Consider the following 16,175-nt stretch of genomic DNA (forward strand, 5'->3'; position numbering starts at 1 on the left):
GATTTTATTCGCATTCGTCGTTGTATACAGTAACAAGGGAACGGAGGGATTCCAGTGGAGGATTTCATCGCTCGGTTGAAACGGCAAGACGAAGCGGCGCTCAACTACATGATTGATACATACATGCCGTTTCTGAAAGGGATTTGCCAGCACATCCTCGTGAAAAACTGCGGCCGACAAGCTGCGGAAGAATGCCTGAACGATGTGTTCATGACCATTTGGCTGCGTGCTAGGCAATTTGACGGGAATGCCGACGATTTTCGGAAATGGGCCGGCATGGTGGCGAAATACAAAGCGATCGACAGCTACCGCCGCCACATGAAGCGGCTCGAGCGCGAATCGGTCACTGACGAGGTGCGGGAAGCAGGCATTTCCAATAACACAGAAGAAACGGTGCTTGATAAAGAAGCGCGGGACGAAGTGCTGGCCGGGCTCCATAGTTTGCCGGAAGCGGACCGCGACTTGTTCTTGATGAAATATTTCCTCGGTTTGCCAAACGCAGAAATTGCCGAAGCCTTAGGCATCACCGTATCAGCTGTCGATAACCGGCTGTACCGCGGGAAACGGAAATTGGCGACCTTATTCGGTGGAAAGGAGAGGTTTATATGAGCGACTTGAACAAATGGCTGACAACGGATATTGAAGACATTCCGGAGGCCGACGTGTCGGAACTTGAAAAGAAACAAATGAAAAAGCGCATTCTTGGACAGCGCCGCAAATCGCCTTGGCTGAAAAACTTGGCGCTCGCAGCGGGTATTGCCGTCGCTGTTTCAACTACTACATTCGTTGCATTCCCTTCCTTGGCATCGCAAATTCCGATTCTGCAAGACATCGTTTCCTATTTCGATGGCGAAGAACTCATTTTCAACCATTTCAGCGAAGTGGCTCAGCCGATCGTTTTGGAAGAAACAAGCAATGGATCTACGATAACGATTGAAGAAGCGGTATACGACGGTACTTCGGTGACAGTCGCTTTCGCTTTGCAGACGCCAACAGATCTCGGAGCCTCTCCAAATGCCGACGGATTGCTTGAAGCGCCTTGGACGCGCGGTTCCGGCTCCTTCACTTTGATGAACAAAGTGAACGACACGACGTATGCAGGCATGATTACCATGGCCCCGGATTTCCTGTGGAGAGCGCCGCAAACCGTGAAGCTTACTTGGACGCCCGAATCGTTCACCGACATGGAAACCGGCGCTAAAGTCGACGGCGACTGGGAATTTGCTTTCAAATTGAATGCCCTCAACAGCGTTAAGATTCCAATCAGCAAAACCGTTGATTTTGAAGGCGGCTCGTATAAGCTGGACAAACTGCGCCTGACAAAATTGTCAACGGTGCTGACGATGCATAAAAAAGACATCGATGAAGATCGTTACATCACCGATTGGCAGCTCGTAGACAACCTGGGCAATGTGTATCCGATGCATTTCGGCACAGGCAATGAATCCCAATTACAGTTCACTTTCGAAACGCTGGATCCGCAAGCTTCTTCTGTCCAAATCGTGCCGCTAATCAAGCGTATCGAAAATGCTGAAGATGACGGCGTACCGGTTAAAGCCCGCACTATAAACGTCGAATTGCGTTGACGCAAAAATCCCCTTCCGCTGCAAAAGCCGGAGGGGATTTTTTTGTTTGCAAGTATGGAATTGTCCATGCAGCCTTTGCTTTACGCCCGGGAATCACTAGACGCAATCGTGAAGCCATTAGCAAATGCCTGCAAGATGCCGATCAGCAATTGCGTGATTTCAGCCGGCGACTGCTGGTAGCCGTTTCGTGCCCAGTCGAGAATAATGCCTGTGGTGCCATGGGCCATGTACATTTTAAATTGGGATGAATTGATGTCGTGGTGGCCGATTGCGCTGAACGTGAAATTCTCGTCGAGCATTTCGAAAATCGCTTTCGGCAAATCCTGGTACAGCCCTGGAATCGTATCTTCCTTCAAATACAGATTGAAAAAAGAACGGTTATCATAGATGAAACTCACCAGCTCGAACGATTCCGCATCCATCTGCCTGACATTGACCCGTTTGCCTGGCTGGTAGCGTTCCATTCCCGTCCGCTTCACCTGCTGGAACATTTCCCGCTTGAGGTCTTCCGTGATATCCGGCTTGTCCAAATAATGCAGGTAAAACGTTGCCCGGTTGTATTGTGCCCGCTCCACAATATCCGTGACAGACACATGGCTCAAGCCTTTTTCATTGATCAACTGGACAAAAGCCTGTTTTAACTGATGTTTTGTCCGTTCATTATGCGGGGTATTTTTTCGTTTATTTTCCATCATTGCCTCTGCCTCCAATGAAAAAATCGACACTTCGTACTAAATTGTCGATTAATTCGACAATTGCTGTTTTTCTACTGATTGAGCCAGCTTTTGCAACCGGTTACACTTAAGGAGTCTATTACTTACAGTTTAGCATACCTATAAATAGAGGAGAGATTCATAATGATCGATTTTACAGACAAAGTTGTATTGATTACAGGCGGCGGTTCAGGACTTGGGCGCGCAGCGGCATTGTCAATCGCCAAACAAGGCGCCAAATTGGTGCTCGTTGATATGAACAAAGATTCTCTGGAAGAAACGAAAAAAGAAGTTCTTCAAGCAGCTCCAGAATCGGTAGTCGAACTGGTCGAAGCAAACGTTACGAATGAAGAAGAAGTGAAAAATTACGTACAATTCGCAGTCGACACGTTCGGCAAAATCGACGGTTTCTTCAACAATGCCGGCATCGAAGGTAAACAGAACCTCACGGAAAATTACGGCTCTGACGAATTTGACAAAGTGGTCAGCGTCAACTTGAACGGCGTCTTCTACGGTATGAAACATGTCTTGAAAGTCATGAAAGAGCAAGGCTCCGGCTCGATCGTCAACACGGCTTCAGTCGGCGGCATCCGCGGCGTCGGCAACCAGTCCGGCTATGCAGCAAGCAAACATGGCGTCGTCGGCTTGACCCGCAACTCTGGCATTGAATACGGCGAATTTGGCATAAGCATCAACGCTATCGCACCAGGCGCCATCATGACGCCTATGGTCGAAGGTTCGCTCAAGCAAATCGGCGGCGACGATTGGGAGGCAGTAGGCAAAGAATTTGTCAGCGTCAACCCGATGAAACGCTTCGGTAAACCTGAAGAAGTCGGCAACCTTGTCGCTTTCCTGCTGTCTGACAGCTCACGCTTTATCAATGCTTCTGTCATCAACATCGACGGCGGTCAATCGTACAAATACTAATTTTCCCACTAAACGTTTCCCCTTAGCCCAAGTGGCTAGTGGGAAACGTTTTTTTAATGTTATCTCTAAATGTGTAATTCCCAATAAAAAAGGGAAACTTCGTTATACTGTTCTTAGAATAAGGAGTGACCGATCATGCATTTAGAACCCATCCCAGACCATTTAGAGGCGGGATTGAAAATCTTGTTTGTCGGCTTTAACCCGAGCATCCGCTCATCCGAAACCGGCTACCATTACGCGAACCCGACGAACCGTTTCTGGAAGATCCTCCATGAAGCGGGATTGACGCCGAGGAAATTCGCGCCGCACGAAAACCGGGAATTGCTTGAACTCGGTTTTGGCCTGACGAATATCGTTGAGCGCCCAACCCGTGAAGCTGCGGATATTTCAAAAGAGGAATACCAAGAAGGCGCTGCCCTGCTGCGCGAGAAAATCGAAGCGTACCAGCCGAATGCCGTGTGCTTTGTCGGCAAAGGCGTTTACAAAGAGTTCAGCAACAAGCGAAAAATCGATTGGGGTGTCCAAGCAGACCCGGTCGTTCCCGGAACCATCGAATTTGTCGCCCCTTCTTCGAGTGGATTGGTGCGAATCCAATTGAACGACATCGTCGACATTTATAAAGGATTGAACAAATTTCTTTAACGAACAAAGAACGCCACCCTTTCTAAGGATGGCGTTCTTTGTTTTATTTCTTCAGCTCCTGCATCAGTCCGTATATTTTCCGCACCGAGTTTACATTGCGGATCGTGATGAGCTTGTAGAGATTGGTTCCGACAATCTTGGACATTCCACTTTTCGTCACCTTGTCGCGGTCTACTGACCAGAGGATAGCCCCAGACACATAATGCGCGCGGTCCACTTCCGGTTTCAAAGGCAATTGCTCCAGCACGGATTCGTCATCGGCTTCTTCCCATAAAAACAGCACATCGCTTTTCAGCTTATCGTCATTGGTCCATTCTTCCGGAACCGCTTCGGCAATGAGCGTGTATTCATCGATGGTATAAACCAGCACCTTAATGTGCAAGCCAAAATGTGTGAAGATTGCCTCTTCCAAAATAGCCATGACTTCTTGTTTCGTCCGGATTGCATCCTTAAAAACGATATTGCCGGAATTGATATACGTCTTGACAGCGGTCATGCCTGCTTCTTCAAAAACCTGCTTGAGCACTTTCATATTGACTTTATTATTGCCTCCAACATTAATTCCTCTGAGCAACGCGGCGTATATCACAGACATCATCTCCTATTCCAAGATTGGACATTCAATTTTCACGGAATCCGGTATCTCTCATGACTTCGCCATAGGCACGCCTTGGCAGCTCCGCTTTCAAGCCATCCATCAAGCGCTCCAGTTCAACCCAAAACACTTCGTATTCCTCTTTTGCCAGCAACAGCCGCAGCAAGCACGCCATCGAATACACTGTCCCTTGTCCGAGGCTGCCCCCAGACAAGCGCAGCATCGCTTCAACGCCGTCCAGCTTTTCCGGATGTGTGAGGCGGAACCTGTATAGCACTTCCTCGTGCGCAGACTTGTTGCGATACGGAAACACCAAACGCAAAATCGCATCGAGCTCTTCCGCCTGCAGCTGGGCCGGTTCGTATTCTTCGCTGAACTCTTCGGCGATATCGCGTGCAATCCGCTCCCGCAGCTCTTCATCCACAACGGAATAAAAATTTAAAATTTGTCCGAGCGAAAGGAAATTGACCAGCACCCAAAGCGGTACATTCTTGTGCTTGTCATAGAATTCACGGATAGCGGGATATCTTACCCGGTCCCGCTTCTTATGGCTCTTGATCAGATTTGCCAGCGTCGAAATGATGCGGTCGCGCTCGTGATGCCGCTCGGCTTCCAGACTGTAATTCGCCGTTTCCAGAAAACTATCCGTCGCCTTAAACTTTTCCGAGAACCGGTACGCTACTTTCGATTTGATGTTCTTTTCGAACTTCAGCAATTCATTGAGCATCAGCATCCGCAGCTCTCGGTCAAACCGGTACAGCGCATACACATGGCCGAATTCCGTGCCCGCAGCGTAGCGTTCTAGGCCGTATGGGTTCAGCCGTTCATCCCGCTCCAAGAACGGCTCTTTATAGCCATCGATCAGCGCGTAATAATTTTCGCGCGACAAAATCCGTTTCGCCGCCGCTTCGTCCGCTACCGTCATCCCGCGCTGGCGCAGGATTTGTATCTGTTCGTCGTGTGATGCAAAAACCTTCATTCTTCTCATCCTTGTCTGTCGTTCTTATCCTCTACTGTAAGCTACGCACGGCTTTTTAGAAACCATTTACCAAAAATAAACCGACACAATTCAGACACTTACACACAATACATAAGGTTTGCTATAGTTACTTGCAGCCTCGAAAGTACCGTGTTTCCTGCCAGTTCCCACTGCAATTTTCCGCGTATCGATAGGCCAGTATAAGCACGTTGAAAAGGAGATTCCCATGCATTTAGAAAAAAGACTGCCGCAAAACGCCAAAGAAGGCCTTCTCTACGGCGCCCTAATCTCCACCATGACCGTCTTGTTCATGACATCATTCAGCATTATTTATTTCGCCGGTGACTTCAACCGCGACATCGCATTCACCATCTTGAAAACATTGCCGATCATGTGGATTATCGTCATGATTATTGAGCCGGCCATTTTCGGCCGCCTCGCTGAAGCCTTGACCGCAAAATTCACCAAGCCGACCGACAGCTTCAACGCCAAAATCCTGTTCCGGATCCTCTTCACCGTGCTCGGCATGTCCGCCGCGATGACATTCATCGGCGACCTTGTCGGCAACGGATTCCACAGCCAACTCTTTTCAAACTGGCTAACAAACTGGCCGCGCAATTTTCTCATCGTCCTCATTGCCGAAAGCCTGGTCATCCACCCGATTGCCCGCTTTGTGATGGTGAAGCTGCACGAGTCGCAAGACAAAAAAACAGAGTTAGCCGCGAAAACAGCGGCACAATAAAAGGCTACTAACCACATTCTGATTTGGATGTGGTTTTTTCATGCACTCGCTCTATCTTCTTAAAATAAATTATGATTTTATGACGATATTCCGCAAAATAGCTGAAGGCGCTTTTATTTCTCGTAGCTATTGAAAAATTTCTTAGCGCAGGCGCGTCAAATGGCTAGTCAGGGAAATGACCAAATGGAATTTGCACCATTTCCTTTGCTACGAAGCTAGCGTAGCGATGCAGAGACAGAAACAATCGTCTTTGCTCTACCCAAAACGACCGAAGCGGTATATATATTAACTCCTGTAGATATGATAATTATCTGAAAAAATAAAATTATCCTTGTAATCATATTATTCAATATTGTATAGTCTATACAAGAATGAATAAAGGAGGCCAGGCGTGAATACTTTATTTTTACTTCCTAATACGGAAGAAGAAATCATGGACTCGTATGACGAAGACATCATAGTCACCTCGCGGGAAGGAAAAATCATCAAAGTATCCCAAATCAGCGGCGAGCATTACGGCGTCGGCCCTAAAGACCTTCTCGGAAAATCCGTCTACGACTTGGAAGCACAAGGGATTTTCTCTCCTGCTGTGACGCCGCTTGTCGTTGAAAAAAAGAAAAAGATTGTGACGCTGCAAAGCACTCCATCCGGCAGAAAAGTATTGATAACCGGAATCCCCCTCTTCAACGAAGCCGGCGAAGTGGATTTTGTCATCAGCTATTCCTACGAAATGTCAGAACTGCTGTTGATGAAAGACTACCTGCAGACTTTGGAATCAGAGATGTCTAAAGTGAAAAGTGAATTGGCCTATTTGCGTGACCAGCAGCTACAGGTCGCGGGCTGCATCATGGACAGCAATTCTTCACAGCGCGCTGTAAAATCAGCTGTCAAAGCCGCTCGACTCGAAGTGCCCATCGTGATCCAGGGAGAACACGGCACCGGCAAGACCGCTCTCGCGAAGTTCATCCATTCGCAAAGCAGCCGCAGCGACGAAGCATTTATTGAAGCGGACTGCAGTTCCATACCGGAATCGGTTTTTGACATCAGTTTTACAGGACTCGAAGAGAATGGCTACCTGACTTTAGCGGCTGGCGGCACACTCGTGCTGAATGACATCGACCAGCTCTCCCTCGCTTCACAGGCGATGCTTTTCAAGATTCTGCAACGGCAGCATGACGTTCGCATCATTGCCATCAGCGAGACGCTTTTGGAGAAAGCGGTTACAGAAGGCCGTTTCCGCGAAGACCTATTTTACAGCCTGCATCTCGCATCGATCCAGTTGAAGCCGCTGCGTGAGCGGCCGGAAGACCTTGACCGTGCCATCAGCAAGCTCCTCGCTGAGCTGAATGAAAAATACAGTGAAGAAAAGCACGTCACGGACGACTTGTATTTCCATCTACTACAGTTACCGTGGGAAGGCAATTTCCGTGAATTGAAAAACGTCCTGGAACGGAGCTTTATCGAAAGCGAATCGAACCTCATAACGCTTGATGACCTGCCGGTGAAATACCAGCCCGACGCCAATGAACGCATTGGCATCGAACTTGATGGCCAGACGCTGCCGCATATCCTCGATTCCGTCGAGAAAAAAGTGCTGCTGAATGCGCAGAAGCGTTACAAGACCACAACTGAGATGGCGAATGTCCTTGGCATCAGCCAGCCTTCTGTGGTCCGCAAACTGAAAAAATACTCAACAATACCGTTAGGAGATGAAGCCGAATGACAATCGCCAAAGAACAAGACTGGCAGCACTTAGTGGGATCGATCGGCAATTTCCTCGCCCCAAGCATGGCGAAAGACCATCCGAATCTGCCCGTCGTTAAAGCTGAAGGCTGTTATTATTACGGCGCCGACGGCAAAAAATACTTGGATTTCACTTCCGGCATCGCGGTCGAAAACGTCGGCCACCGCCATCCGAAAGTGGTGCAAGCGATCAAGGACAGCGCCGACCATCTGGTGCATGGGCCATCCGGCGTCATCATCTACGAATCAATCTTGAAATTGGCTTACGAATTGCAGCAAATCATGCCGCCGAAACTGGATAATTTCTTTTTCGCCAATAGTGGCACAGAAGCGATTGAAGGCGCCATCAAACTAGCGAAATATGTGACAAAGCGTTCCTTACACGGTTTCATTCACCGGCTGCTTCCACGGCCGTTCAATCGGTGCGCTCAGCGTCACGACTTCCAAGAGCAAATACCGAAAATTCCTGCAGCCTTCATGGCTGACCTATCAATTGCCTTACGCGCATCCGGATGATTTGCCGGAAGGCGCAGCGCCGGAAAATTTCTTTCCTGACAAGCTTGAACGTGACGTCGAAAAGCTCTTTGCGCATCAAGTGACTCCAGAGGAAGTGGCGTGCATCATCCTTGAACCTGTACTGGGTGAAGGCGGCTACATCATCCCGCCGAAAGAATGGCTGGCAAAAATCCGAGAAATCTGCGACCGCCACGGCATCCTGCTCATTTTTGATGAAGTGCAGACCGGCTTCGGCCGCACCGGCGACTGGTTCGCTGCCCAGACCTTTGGCGTAACGCCGGACATCATGGCGATTGCCAAAGGCATTGCCGCCGGTCTTCCGCTCAGCGCTACTGTCGCTTCGAAAGAATTGATGGCGCAATGGCCGCTCGGTACGCACGGTACAACTTTCGGTGGCAATCCCATTTCCTGTTCGGCAGCGCTCGCTTCTCTTGAAATCATCAAAGAAGAAAAGCTTCTCGAAAACTCGCGCAATATGGGGACATACGCGGTCAGCCAGCTGGAAGGGCTGAAAGACAAACATAGCGTTATCAAGAACATCCGCGGTGTCGGCTTGATGATCGGCATCGAATTGTATGATCCCGCTACCGGAAAACCCGACGGCGATGCGGTCATGAAAGTGCTCGACGGCTGCTTGCAGCGCGGTGTCCTGTTTTATCTTTGCGGCAATTCAGGCGAAGTGATCCGCATGATACCGCCGCTGACCATTTCCAAAGAACAAATCGACCACGGCATCGACATATTGGATCAAGCATTAACTGCATACAAACTAAAGGGGGAACACATATGACAATGATTCAAAGCGACAAAAAGGCGATTTCGCCATCCGCTACATGGAAATTCTTGATCCCTTCGCTGATTGGGGCACTCTTATTTCTTTGCCCGATTTCCTATGACGGCCAAATCACCATCGGCGTCGGCATCTTGGCGTCATTCCTGCTGAAGACTTTCGGCTCCGTAATACCCGCATTCATATTATTCCTGCTTGGGCTGTCAGCTGTCGCAACTGTGGTGGCGACTGTGGCCAAACCGGCATTTGTCAAAAACTCGCATTTCCTGCGTTCCCTGTTTATCACTGGTCCGTTCGGATTGGCCGTTCGCGTACTTGGCTTTGTCTTCGGGTTGATGGCATTCTTCGAAATCGGGCCAGAAGCGATTTCTTCCCGCAACACGGGCGGCGTCGTGTTATACGATTTGGCTCCGGTCCTCTTGACGTGGTTCTTGTTCGCCGGCATACTGTTGCCGCTGCTGGTGGAGTTCGGGCTGATGGAATTCGTCGGCGCTTTGGTCAATAAATTCATGCGCCCTGTCTTCACATTGCCGGGCCGCTCTTCGATTGACGCTATGGCCTCTTGGATGGGCGCTGCGCCGGTCGGCGTACTTGTCACCATGAAGCAATACGACGAAGGCTATTACACAAAACGCGAAGCGGCAGTCATCGCTACGACGTTCTCCATCGCGTCGGTTGCGTTCAGCCTCGTTGTCGCAAATGTTGTCGGCATCGGACATTTATTCCTGCCGTTTTACATAGCCGTCTCGGTCGCCTGCTTGGTCGCAGCTGTCATCATGCCGCGCATTCCGCCGCTGTCTTTGAAAACGGATGAATATTATGAACCCGTCGGCAAGCAGATCGATGATACAATTCCAGAAGGCGTATCATTGGTGAAATGGGGCTTTGATGAAGCACGCCGCAAAGCGAGCAATGCAGCAAGCCCGAAAAAGCTTGCCCAGACTGGTGCAGAAACCGTGCTGGATATCTGGCTCGCATTAATCCCGCTGGTTATGGCGCTCGGCACGATGGCATTGGTCGTCGCGGAATACACACCATTGTTCAAAATCATTTCGTATCCGTTGATTCCGGTGTTGACGCTTCTTGGTTTGCCGGAAGCCGCTGAAGCCGCGCCGACATTGCTTGTCGGTTTTGCGGACATGTTCCTGCCTGCTGTACTCGGCAGCGGCATCGAAAGCGAATTAACGCGCTTTGTCCTTGCCGGTGTATCATTGACGCAAATCATCTATATGTCGGAAATCGGCATCTTGATCTTGCGCTCGAACATCCCGGTGAAATTCTGGGAACTGGTCGCTATCTTCATCCTGCGCACCATTATCACATTGCCAATCATTGTGTTATTCGCGCATTTATTCGTTTAAAATGTGTTGAACTTCATCAGTTGGCCAGCTAAAAAATCCGCTCCCAGGAACGTTTCATTTCCCGGAAGCAGATTTTTTCTTGCTTAGTAAATTGAGATTAACTTTCAGTGAGAAGGGAAAACAGAGAACAAAGACTGAAAGGATGATCGGATATGAAAAACAAAACAGTTGCAGGCCTTCTCGGTATTTTCCTCGGGGATTTTGGCATCCATAAATTCTATTTGGGCAAGCCCGGTATGGGCATCTTGTATCTGCTTTTCTGTTGGACAGCAATTCCTGCAGTAATCGGCTTTATTGAAGGCGTGATGTATCTCATGTCTTCCGAAAGAGATTTCCAAGCAAAGCACGGCAGACGCTAATATTTTTTGAGCATGCACCCGCTTCCAGCGGCGTGCATGCTTTTTCTATTTTCAAGGCAATAAAAAAATGCTGCAATCGCTCGCAGCATTCTGAAGGATGGGCCTCAGTTAAATGAAATAGCTTTGATAATGGATGAATGTCGCAATGGAAGCGACTAAGAAATACGTTCCGGCAGCAAGTAGTGGAATTTTCCCAAACTTTGCGTGTCGCTCCCCTTCTACTTCGATAAACGGATTGGCATTGAATGCATCGCTCAACGGGTTGTTCGGAGCCGTAATTAATATTCCCAACAATCCGAAGGCGAAGGCAATATCAATGATTTGAATTTGAAAAACATATGAAACTCCAATATTGAGTAAAAAAAGAATGGTAATAGTTGTTAAAAAGGTAATTAATTTGACCATGAGTATTTCCTCCTGTTTCCATCTAAAAAGAGCATAGCAAGCGTCCACGTTTTATGCAATAAGATTTTTCAACCTTCTTTTATCCTTTGGCCAGGTTCACCGAAAAAAGTTCCAGACTATTGAAACTTCGGAAGCAGAAATAACGTAATACATAGAAAGGAAATAACTTACAGGAGGATTCCCATGAAACTTAAAATTATACATACGAACGATGTCCACAGCAATTACGACAATTTTGCACGGGCAGCTACGTTAATCAAAGAATTGAAAGACGAAAACACACTTGTGCTCGACGGCGGTGATTTCGCCGACTTCAAGAGCATTGAACTGCAGGGTACCCGGGGCATCGCCGCTCTTGAATTGCTCGAATCGGTCGGCTACGACGCCATGACAGTCGGCAATAACGAAATGTTCAATGGCATGGATACACTTGAACACATGGCAGCGGCAAGCCCATTCCCGTTCATCAGCAATAACCTGCTCAAAAAAGACCGAACGGAAATTCAAGGCGTCGTGAAGAGTACTGTTCTGCATAAAAACGGCTTGCGGATTCTTGTCACCGGCTCTTCGCCCGACCTTGACGTCTTCAATGACGGGCTCGGCATCAGCGTTTTGGATTATACCGCAATGGCGCAAAGCGAAATCAAACGTCATGCCGGCGAGTACGATTTGTGCATTTTGCTCAGCCACGTCAGTACTGTTGCAGACGAAGGATTGGCTCAAGTTATCCCTGAAATCGATGTGATCATTTCTGCGCATGACCACAAGCTTTACCCGCAGGCGAAAATCGTCAATGGTACCATCATGAATAGCGCTGGAAACTTCGCCGAGCATATCGGAGTCATTGAACTTGAAGTGGCTGGCGGCAAAGTGGAATTACTCCACTCGGCTACTCTTCCGACAAAAGAAGTGGAAAAAGATGCGGCCATTCTGGAAATCCTGAAACGCAATAAAGTGAAAGCGATTGCCGCTTTAGGCAAACCGCTTTATAGCCTGCCTCAGCCGCTGTGGCACGACGTCATTGAAGAAAATCCGCTGGCTAACCTGATCGCAGACGGCTTGCGCGACATGATGGACTGCGATATCGGATTGATCAACAGCGGCATCGCCAATGCAGGTTTGTTCCAAAACGTGTCCCGCCAAAAGCTGATTGAAATCTGCCCTTCTCCGCTGAATCCGACATCTTTTGAAATTCGAGGCAAGCATTTAAAAGAAGCGCTCACGCAGTCGCTGGATGCGCAAGTCTGTCTCGCCGATGGCCGCGGTCCTGGATTCCGCGGAAAATTCGTCGGCCGTCTGCACGTTTCCGGCGCTTTTGTCATACGTGAAGGCAGCCAGGTCCAAGAGATTTTGATCAACGGCGAACCGCTGGACGACAGCCGCTGGTACAAAGTCGCCAGCTCCGATTACCTGCAGCGTGGCTCTGGCTACCCGGTACTGGCAAACAACCGGAACGATATTTACATGGCCGAAGAAATCAAAGACGTCATTCAACTTTACGCCGAAAAGCTGGAATTTGTCGAACAGGCTTTCGAAATGCGCACCACAGCCCAAACGACAGCATTGATTCCGTAAGCAAGATTCAAAAAAAGCCGCATTCCCCTAAGAATCTAAGGGAATGCGGCTCTTTTTATTGAAAATTTCAACTGCCTTGTTCAAGGCTAGTCTCGGATCAACTCGTACACACGCGCTTCGTATGGCAGCAATTGTTTCGGATCCAGCCCCTGGTAATTTGCCAACAAAATGGTACCGTCTTTCGGCTCATCCCAATAACATGGAAATTCCGTCAAATTCACGGCCACCAATACAGTCCGCCCTTCGAAATGACGCTTATAAGCGTAAATCGAATCATGTCCCGCGTTCGCCAGTTCGTAGCGCCCGTAGATCAACACATCGTTATGCTTGCGCAGCCAAATCATCTGCTTGTAGAAAGACAGCACAGAATGGGGATCCTGCAGCTGCGTTTCCACATTCAAATGCGTGTAATTCGGGTTGACGCGCATCCACGGCTCGGCATCCGAGAAACCGGCATGCGCGTTTGCGTTCCATTGCATCGGCGTCCGTGAATGGTCGCGGCTTTGTGGGCGGATGAGCGTCATCACAGCCTCGTGTTCCATGCCTGCAGAGCGGTTTAAATGGTACATGTTTTTTGTTTTGACGTCGTTATAATGTTCAAGTTCTTCAAATGGCGCATTTGTCATGCCGATTTCCTGGCCTTGGTAGATGAACGGCGTGCCTTGCATGAAGAAATACATGCAGGCGATCGCCGTCGCGCTTTCGCGCCAGTATTCACGGTCATTGCCCCACGAAGACACGATGCGCGGCTTATCATGGTTTTCGATGAACAATGCGTTCCATCCGTGGCCTTCGACGCCGTTCTGCCATTTCGTCAATACTTCTTTCAATCGGGGCACGTCAATGCCATGGATGCTTCTGCTCCACAAGCTCATGCTTTCAAACTGAAACACCATATTGAATTTGCCGTCGTCTTCGCCGATCCATTCTTCAACGTCCTCGATTTTGACGCCGTTCGCTTCGCCAACGGTCATGATGTCGCGGCCCGCGAATGTCTTGTCGCGCAGTTCCGTAAGCATCGGTTGAATGCCGTCGACATTCATCATTTTATGCCAAGCTTCGACATAGAGATTTTGTTCCGGGTCGTGGACATCGGTCAAATCCTTTTTGATGTGGCTGATGGCATCAACACGGAAGCCATCAATCCCTTTGTCGAGCCACCAATTCACCATGTCATAAAGCGATTGGCGGACTTCTTCGTTCTCCCAGTTCAAATCTGGCTGTTTTTTAGAGAACAGGTGCAAATAATATTGTTTTGTCTCCTGGTCGTATTCCCAAGCAGAACCGCCAAAAATACTTTCCCAATTCGTCGGCTCATCGCTCCAGATATACCAGTCGCGCTTATCGTTATCCAAGGAAGCACGTGATTCCATGAACCATGGATGTTCATCGCTCGTGTGGTTGATAACGAGGTCGATGATCAACTTCATGCCGCGTGCATGGACTTCAGCCAGCAAGTGGTCAAAATCCTCCATAGTGCCGAACTCTTCCATAATGCCTTGGTAATCGCTGATATCGTAGCCATTGTCGTCATTCGGCGATTTGTACATCGGGCAAATCCAGATAACATCGATGCCCAGGTCTTTCAAATAATCCAATTTGCTTGTGACGCCGTTGATATCGCCAATGCCATCCCCATTCGAGTCCATAAAACTCCGCGGGTATACTTGATATGCGACTGCTTCTTTCCACCATTTTCTCTTCATAACTGATCCCTCACAAAGACCTTGGCCAGATCCACGTCCAACTCATAGGCCGCAGCCCATGTTTCTATGCGAATATGCCCATATGTCTGTTCTATATAATAGATTATTTCCATCGTCCAGCAGCAATTCTAATAAAAAAATAAATTCCAGTTGCCAGTGTAGCAGAATTCGCCAGGAACACCAAGACATTTTACTAATATTTCTTTGTGAGAAAATCTGATGGTGAAGAAACACCTCTTTTCGTTTTTGATTTCCTATTGTATAACCCTTTTCAAGCTTTGAAAACCTCATATCAAAACTATTTTTAGATAAATCTGAAATAATATTTTGAAGCCGCTTTCATTTCCATTTTCATGGTTTTTCCTGTCTTAATCAAAAAAAAAACGGTGGCAAACCCGAATCCCAGAAACACTACCTAGGACCTATATGGAAAAAATCCCAATCCATGGCAACGTAAATTGCCACGGATCAGGATTTCTGTTTGCTTTATTCAATTAGCCTTGAAAAGATGCGCGGTTAATACAGCTTCTGCCCGCAATTCGAACAGAATTTCGCACCTTCGGTTTTCTGGCCGCAGTTCGGGCAGAAATTCGGGGCTTTGCCCACGGACTCTTCAGCCGCGCCTTCATCCGCTGCCGGGGGCGGGTTTTGCGGCTGGCCGCCATCCTTCATGCCTTCCATCATTTCCTTTGCCATACCCATGCCCATCATCATGCCGGCCATATCAGCTGCACTGCCCGCTCCGGAAGATTTCCCGGAAGCCATCGCATCGGTCATCGACACTTGCTGGTATTTCTTCATGTCGCCGACCATCCCATAGGAAGCGTTTTTGTTGATCATGTCCTGGATTTCCTTTGGATAATTAAAGCTCATAATTTGGAAGCCCATGATTTTCATGCCGTCATCCATCAATTCCATATTAAGGTCATCCTGGATGCCAGCGCCGATTTCGTGGGCGTTGGCCTGCAAGTTGAACATGTCTTTGCCTTCCCGTGGAATCCATTTCATCAAGAGCTGATCCAAAATGGCGGTGATGCGGATTTTCACATCTTCCACGAGGTAACTGCTGCGCACACCCGCTATTTTGTCGATCAACGCCATATAATTGTTCACTTGAAACTGGAACGTGCCGTTCGCGCGGATCGGCATGCCGCCTGGAAGCCCCGGTACCTGGATATTAATTGGGTTCTGGGTGCCCCACCGGACGGTGAATTCTTTCGTGTTCACAAAAAGCACTTCCACACGCATCCCGCTGTTAAAGCCGAAGCGGAAACCTTTTAATGTCGATAAAAACGGAACGATTTCCGACTCGATGTCGTATTCGCCTTCATCTTCAAAAATTCCTTCCACTTTTCCATGGTCGAGGAAGATGGCATCCTGGCCGGGACGGATGACGAGTTTGCTGCCTTTTTTGATTTCCTTATTGGTCCATTTCCAGAAAATCATATCCTCCCTGAATTCTTCCCATTCCACTACATCTGCAAATTGATTGCCGAAAAATGCCATGTTGTTCATTCCTTCCGTGTATTGAATTGC

15 protein-coding genes and 1 pseudogene are annotated in these 16,175 nt (G+C 48.5%); 10 read left to right on the plus strand and 6 right to left on the minus strand.

The features are described 5' to 3' along the window. The first annotated feature begins 54 nt into the window (after window positions 1-54). Window positions 55-609 (plus strand): sigma-70 family RNA polymerase sigma factor, encoded by a 555-nt coding sequence (locus AC4EHB_RS11445; RefSeq protein ID WP_490981566.1) that lies wholly within the window; start codon window positions 55-57, stop codon window positions 607-609. After that, window positions 606-1,586, plus strand: coding sequence for a DUF4179 domain-containing protein (locus tag AC4EHB_RS11450; RefSeq protein WP_490981567.1), 981 nt, complete (start codon window positions 606-608; stop codon window positions 1,584-1,586). The genes AC4EHB_RS11445 and AC4EHB_RS11450 overlap by 4 nt, the downstream gene beginning before the upstream one ends. Before the next feature lie 80 nt (window positions 1,587-1,666). Here the strand turns inward: AC4EHB_RS11450 and AC4EHB_RS11455 are convergent, their stop codons facing one another. Next, the gene (locus AC4EHB_RS11455) at window positions 1,667-2,281 is read right to left on the minus strand and encodes a TetR/AcrR family transcriptional regulator (protein ID WP_490975928.1); all 615 of its coding nucleotides are present in this window, start codon (window positions 2,279-2,281) and stop codon (window positions 1,667-1,669) included. 162 nt (window positions 2,282-2,443) lie between these two features. Between AC4EHB_RS11455 and AC4EHB_RS11460 the strand changes: the two genes are divergently transcribed. Continuing rightward, window positions 2,444-3,226 (plus strand): glucose 1-dehydrogenase, encoded by a 783-nt coding sequence (locus tag AC4EHB_RS11460; protein WP_490981568.1) that lies wholly within the window; start codon window positions 2,444-2,446, stop codon window positions 3,224-3,226. A 135-nt stretch (window positions 3,227-3,361) separates the two neighbouring features. After that, a complete protein-coding gene (mug, locus tag AC4EHB_RS11465) occupies window positions 3,362-3,868 on the plus strand; it encodes a G/U mismatch-specific DNA glycosylase (RefSeq protein ID WP_490981569.1) in 507 nt (168 codons plus the stop codon). Window positions 3,869-3,911: 43 nt separating this feature from the next. On the opposite strand, the gene AC4EHB_RS11470 is transcribed toward mug, so the two are convergent. Together AC4EHB_RS11470 and AC4EHB_RS11475 are read right to left on the minus strand one after the other, a co-directional pair. Further along, a complete protein-coding gene (locus AC4EHB_RS11470) occupies window positions 3,912-4,457 on the minus strand; it encodes a DUF1697 domain-containing protein (protein ID WP_490981570.1) in 546 nt (181 codons plus the stop codon). 31 nt (window positions 4,458-4,488) lie between these two features. Further along, the gene (locus AC4EHB_RS11475) at window positions 4,489-5,442 is read right to left on the minus strand and encodes an Abi family protein (protein ID WP_490981571.1); all 954 of its coding nucleotides are present in this window, start codon (window positions 5,440-5,442) and stop codon (window positions 4,489-4,491) included. A 226-nt stretch (window positions 5,443-5,668) separates the two neighbouring features. Here AC4EHB_RS11475 and AC4EHB_RS11480 point away from each other — a divergent pair, with 226 nt between their 5' ends. The 5 genes and pseudogenes from AC4EHB_RS11480 to AC4EHB_RS11500 all read left to right on the plus strand — a co-directional run bounded on the left by AC4EHB_RS11480 (window position 5,669) and on the right by AC4EHB_RS11500 (window position 10,953). After that, on the plus strand, window positions 5,669-6,184 hold the full coding sequence (locus tag AC4EHB_RS11480) for a DUF2798 domain-containing protein (RefSeq protein ID WP_490981572.1): 516 nt from the start codon (window positions 5,669-5,671) through the stop codon (window positions 6,182-6,184). 391 nt (window positions 6,185-6,575) lie between these two features. Beyond that, complete coding sequence (locus AC4EHB_RS11485) at window positions 6,576-7,907, plus strand: sigma 54-interacting transcriptional regulator (RefSeq protein WP_490981573.1); 1,332 nt, start codon at window positions 6,576-6,578, stop codon at window positions 7,905-7,907. Beyond that, window positions 7,904-9,233: pseudogene (locus AC4EHB_RS11490) on the plus strand (aspartate aminotransferase family protein). Before AC4EHB_RS11485 ends, AC4EHB_RS11490 begins: the two are co-directional and overlap by 4 nt. Beyond that, window positions 9,230-10,594 (plus strand): YjiH family protein, encoded by a 1,365-nt coding sequence (locus AC4EHB_RS11495; RefSeq protein ID WP_490981574.1) that lies wholly within the window; start codon window positions 9,230-9,232, stop codon window positions 10,592-10,594. Before AC4EHB_RS11490 ends, AC4EHB_RS11495 begins: the two are co-directional and overlap by 4 nt. Before the next feature lie 152 nt (window positions 10,595-10,746). Then, entirely contained in the window at window positions 10,747-10,953 is a 207-nt protein-coding gene (locus AC4EHB_RS11500) for a TM2 domain-containing protein (protein ID WP_490975911.1), read from the plus strand. A 108-nt stretch (window positions 10,954-11,061) separates the two neighbouring features. On the opposite strand, the gene AC4EHB_RS11505 is transcribed toward AC4EHB_RS11500, so the two are convergent. Next, window positions 11,062-11,358, minus strand: coding sequence for a hypothetical protein (locus AC4EHB_RS11505; RefSeq protein WP_490975910.1), 297 nt, complete (start codon window positions 11,356-11,358; stop codon window positions 11,062-11,064). 183 nt (window positions 11,359-11,541) lie between these two features. On the opposite strand from AC4EHB_RS11505, the gene AC4EHB_RS11510 reads away from it, so the two are divergent. Further along, a complete protein-coding gene (locus tag AC4EHB_RS11510) occupies window positions 11,542-12,933 on the plus strand; it encodes a bifunctional metallophosphatase/5'-nucleotidase (RefSeq protein WP_490975909.1) in 1,392 nt (463 codons plus the stop codon). Between the two features lie 86 nt (window positions 12,934-13,019). Here the strand turns inward: AC4EHB_RS11510 and AC4EHB_RS11515 are convergent, their stop codons facing one another. Together AC4EHB_RS11515 and AC4EHB_RS11520 are read right to left on the minus strand one after the other, a co-directional pair. Continuing rightward, the gene (locus AC4EHB_RS11515) at window positions 13,020-14,639 is read right to left on the minus strand and encodes a glycoside hydrolase family 13 protein (RefSeq protein ID WP_490981575.1); all 1,620 of its coding nucleotides are present in this window, start codon (window positions 14,637-14,639) and stop codon (window positions 13,020-13,022) included. 516 nt (window positions 14,640-15,155) lie between these two features. Next, the gene (locus tag AC4EHB_RS11520) at window positions 15,156-16,145 is read right to left on the minus strand and encodes an SPFH domain-containing protein (RefSeq protein WP_490981576.1); all 990 of its coding nucleotides are present in this window, start codon (window positions 16,143-16,145) and stop codon (window positions 15,156-15,158) included. Window positions 16,146-16,175 lie beyond the last annotated feature (30 nt).

The organism is Planococcus sp. TJ-302 (assembly GCF_058268455.1).

Excerpts from the sequence above, each read along its gene's own strand:
- AC4EHB_RS11495 (WP_490981574.1), top strand. The coding sequence starts at position 9,230 with ATGACAATGATTCAAAGCGACAAAAAGGCGATTTCGCCATCCGCTACA.
- AC4EHB_RS11515 (WP_490981575.1), bottom strand. The coding sequence starts at position 14,639 with ATGAAGAGAAAATGGTGGAAAGAAGCAGTCGCATATCAAGTATACCCG.
- AC4EHB_RS11510 (WP_490975909.1), top strand. The coding sequence starts at position 11,542 with ATGAAACTTAAAATTATACATACGAACGATGTCCACAGCAATTACGAC.
- mug (WP_490981569.1), top strand. The coding sequence starts at position 3,362 with ATGCATTTAGAACCCATCCCAGACCATTTAGAGGCGGGATTGAAAATC.
- AC4EHB_RS11450 (WP_490981567.1), top strand. The coding sequence starts at position 606 with ATGAGCGACTTGAACAAATGGCTGACAACGGATATTGAAGACATTCCG.
- AC4EHB_RS11500 (WP_490975911.1), top strand. The coding sequence starts at position 10,747 with ATGAAAAACAAAACAGTTGCAGGCCTTCTCGGTATTTTCCTCGGGGAT.
- AC4EHB_RS11520 (WP_490981576.1), bottom strand. The coding sequence starts at position 16,145 with ATGGCATTTTTCGGCAATCAATTTGCAGATGTAGTGGAATGGGAAGAA.
- AC4EHB_RS11480 (WP_490981572.1), top strand. The coding sequence starts at position 5,669 with ATGCATTTAGAAAAAAGACTGCCGCAAAACGCCAAAGAAGGCCTTCTC.
- AC4EHB_RS11505 (WP_490975910.1), bottom strand. The coding sequence starts at position 11,358 with ATGGTCAAATTAATTACCTTTTTAACAACTATTACCATTCTTTTTTTA.
- AC4EHB_RS11455 (WP_490975928.1), bottom strand. The coding sequence starts at position 2,281 with ATGATGGAAAATAAACGAAAAAATACCCCGCATAATGAACGGACAAAA.
- AC4EHB_RS11460 (WP_490981568.1), top strand. The coding sequence starts at position 2,444 with ATGATCGATTTTACAGACAAAGTTGTATTGATTACAGGCGGCGGTTCA.
- AC4EHB_RS11475 (WP_490981571.1), bottom strand. The coding sequence starts at position 5,442 with ATGAAGGTTTTTGCATCACACGACGAACAGATACAAATCCTGCGCCAG.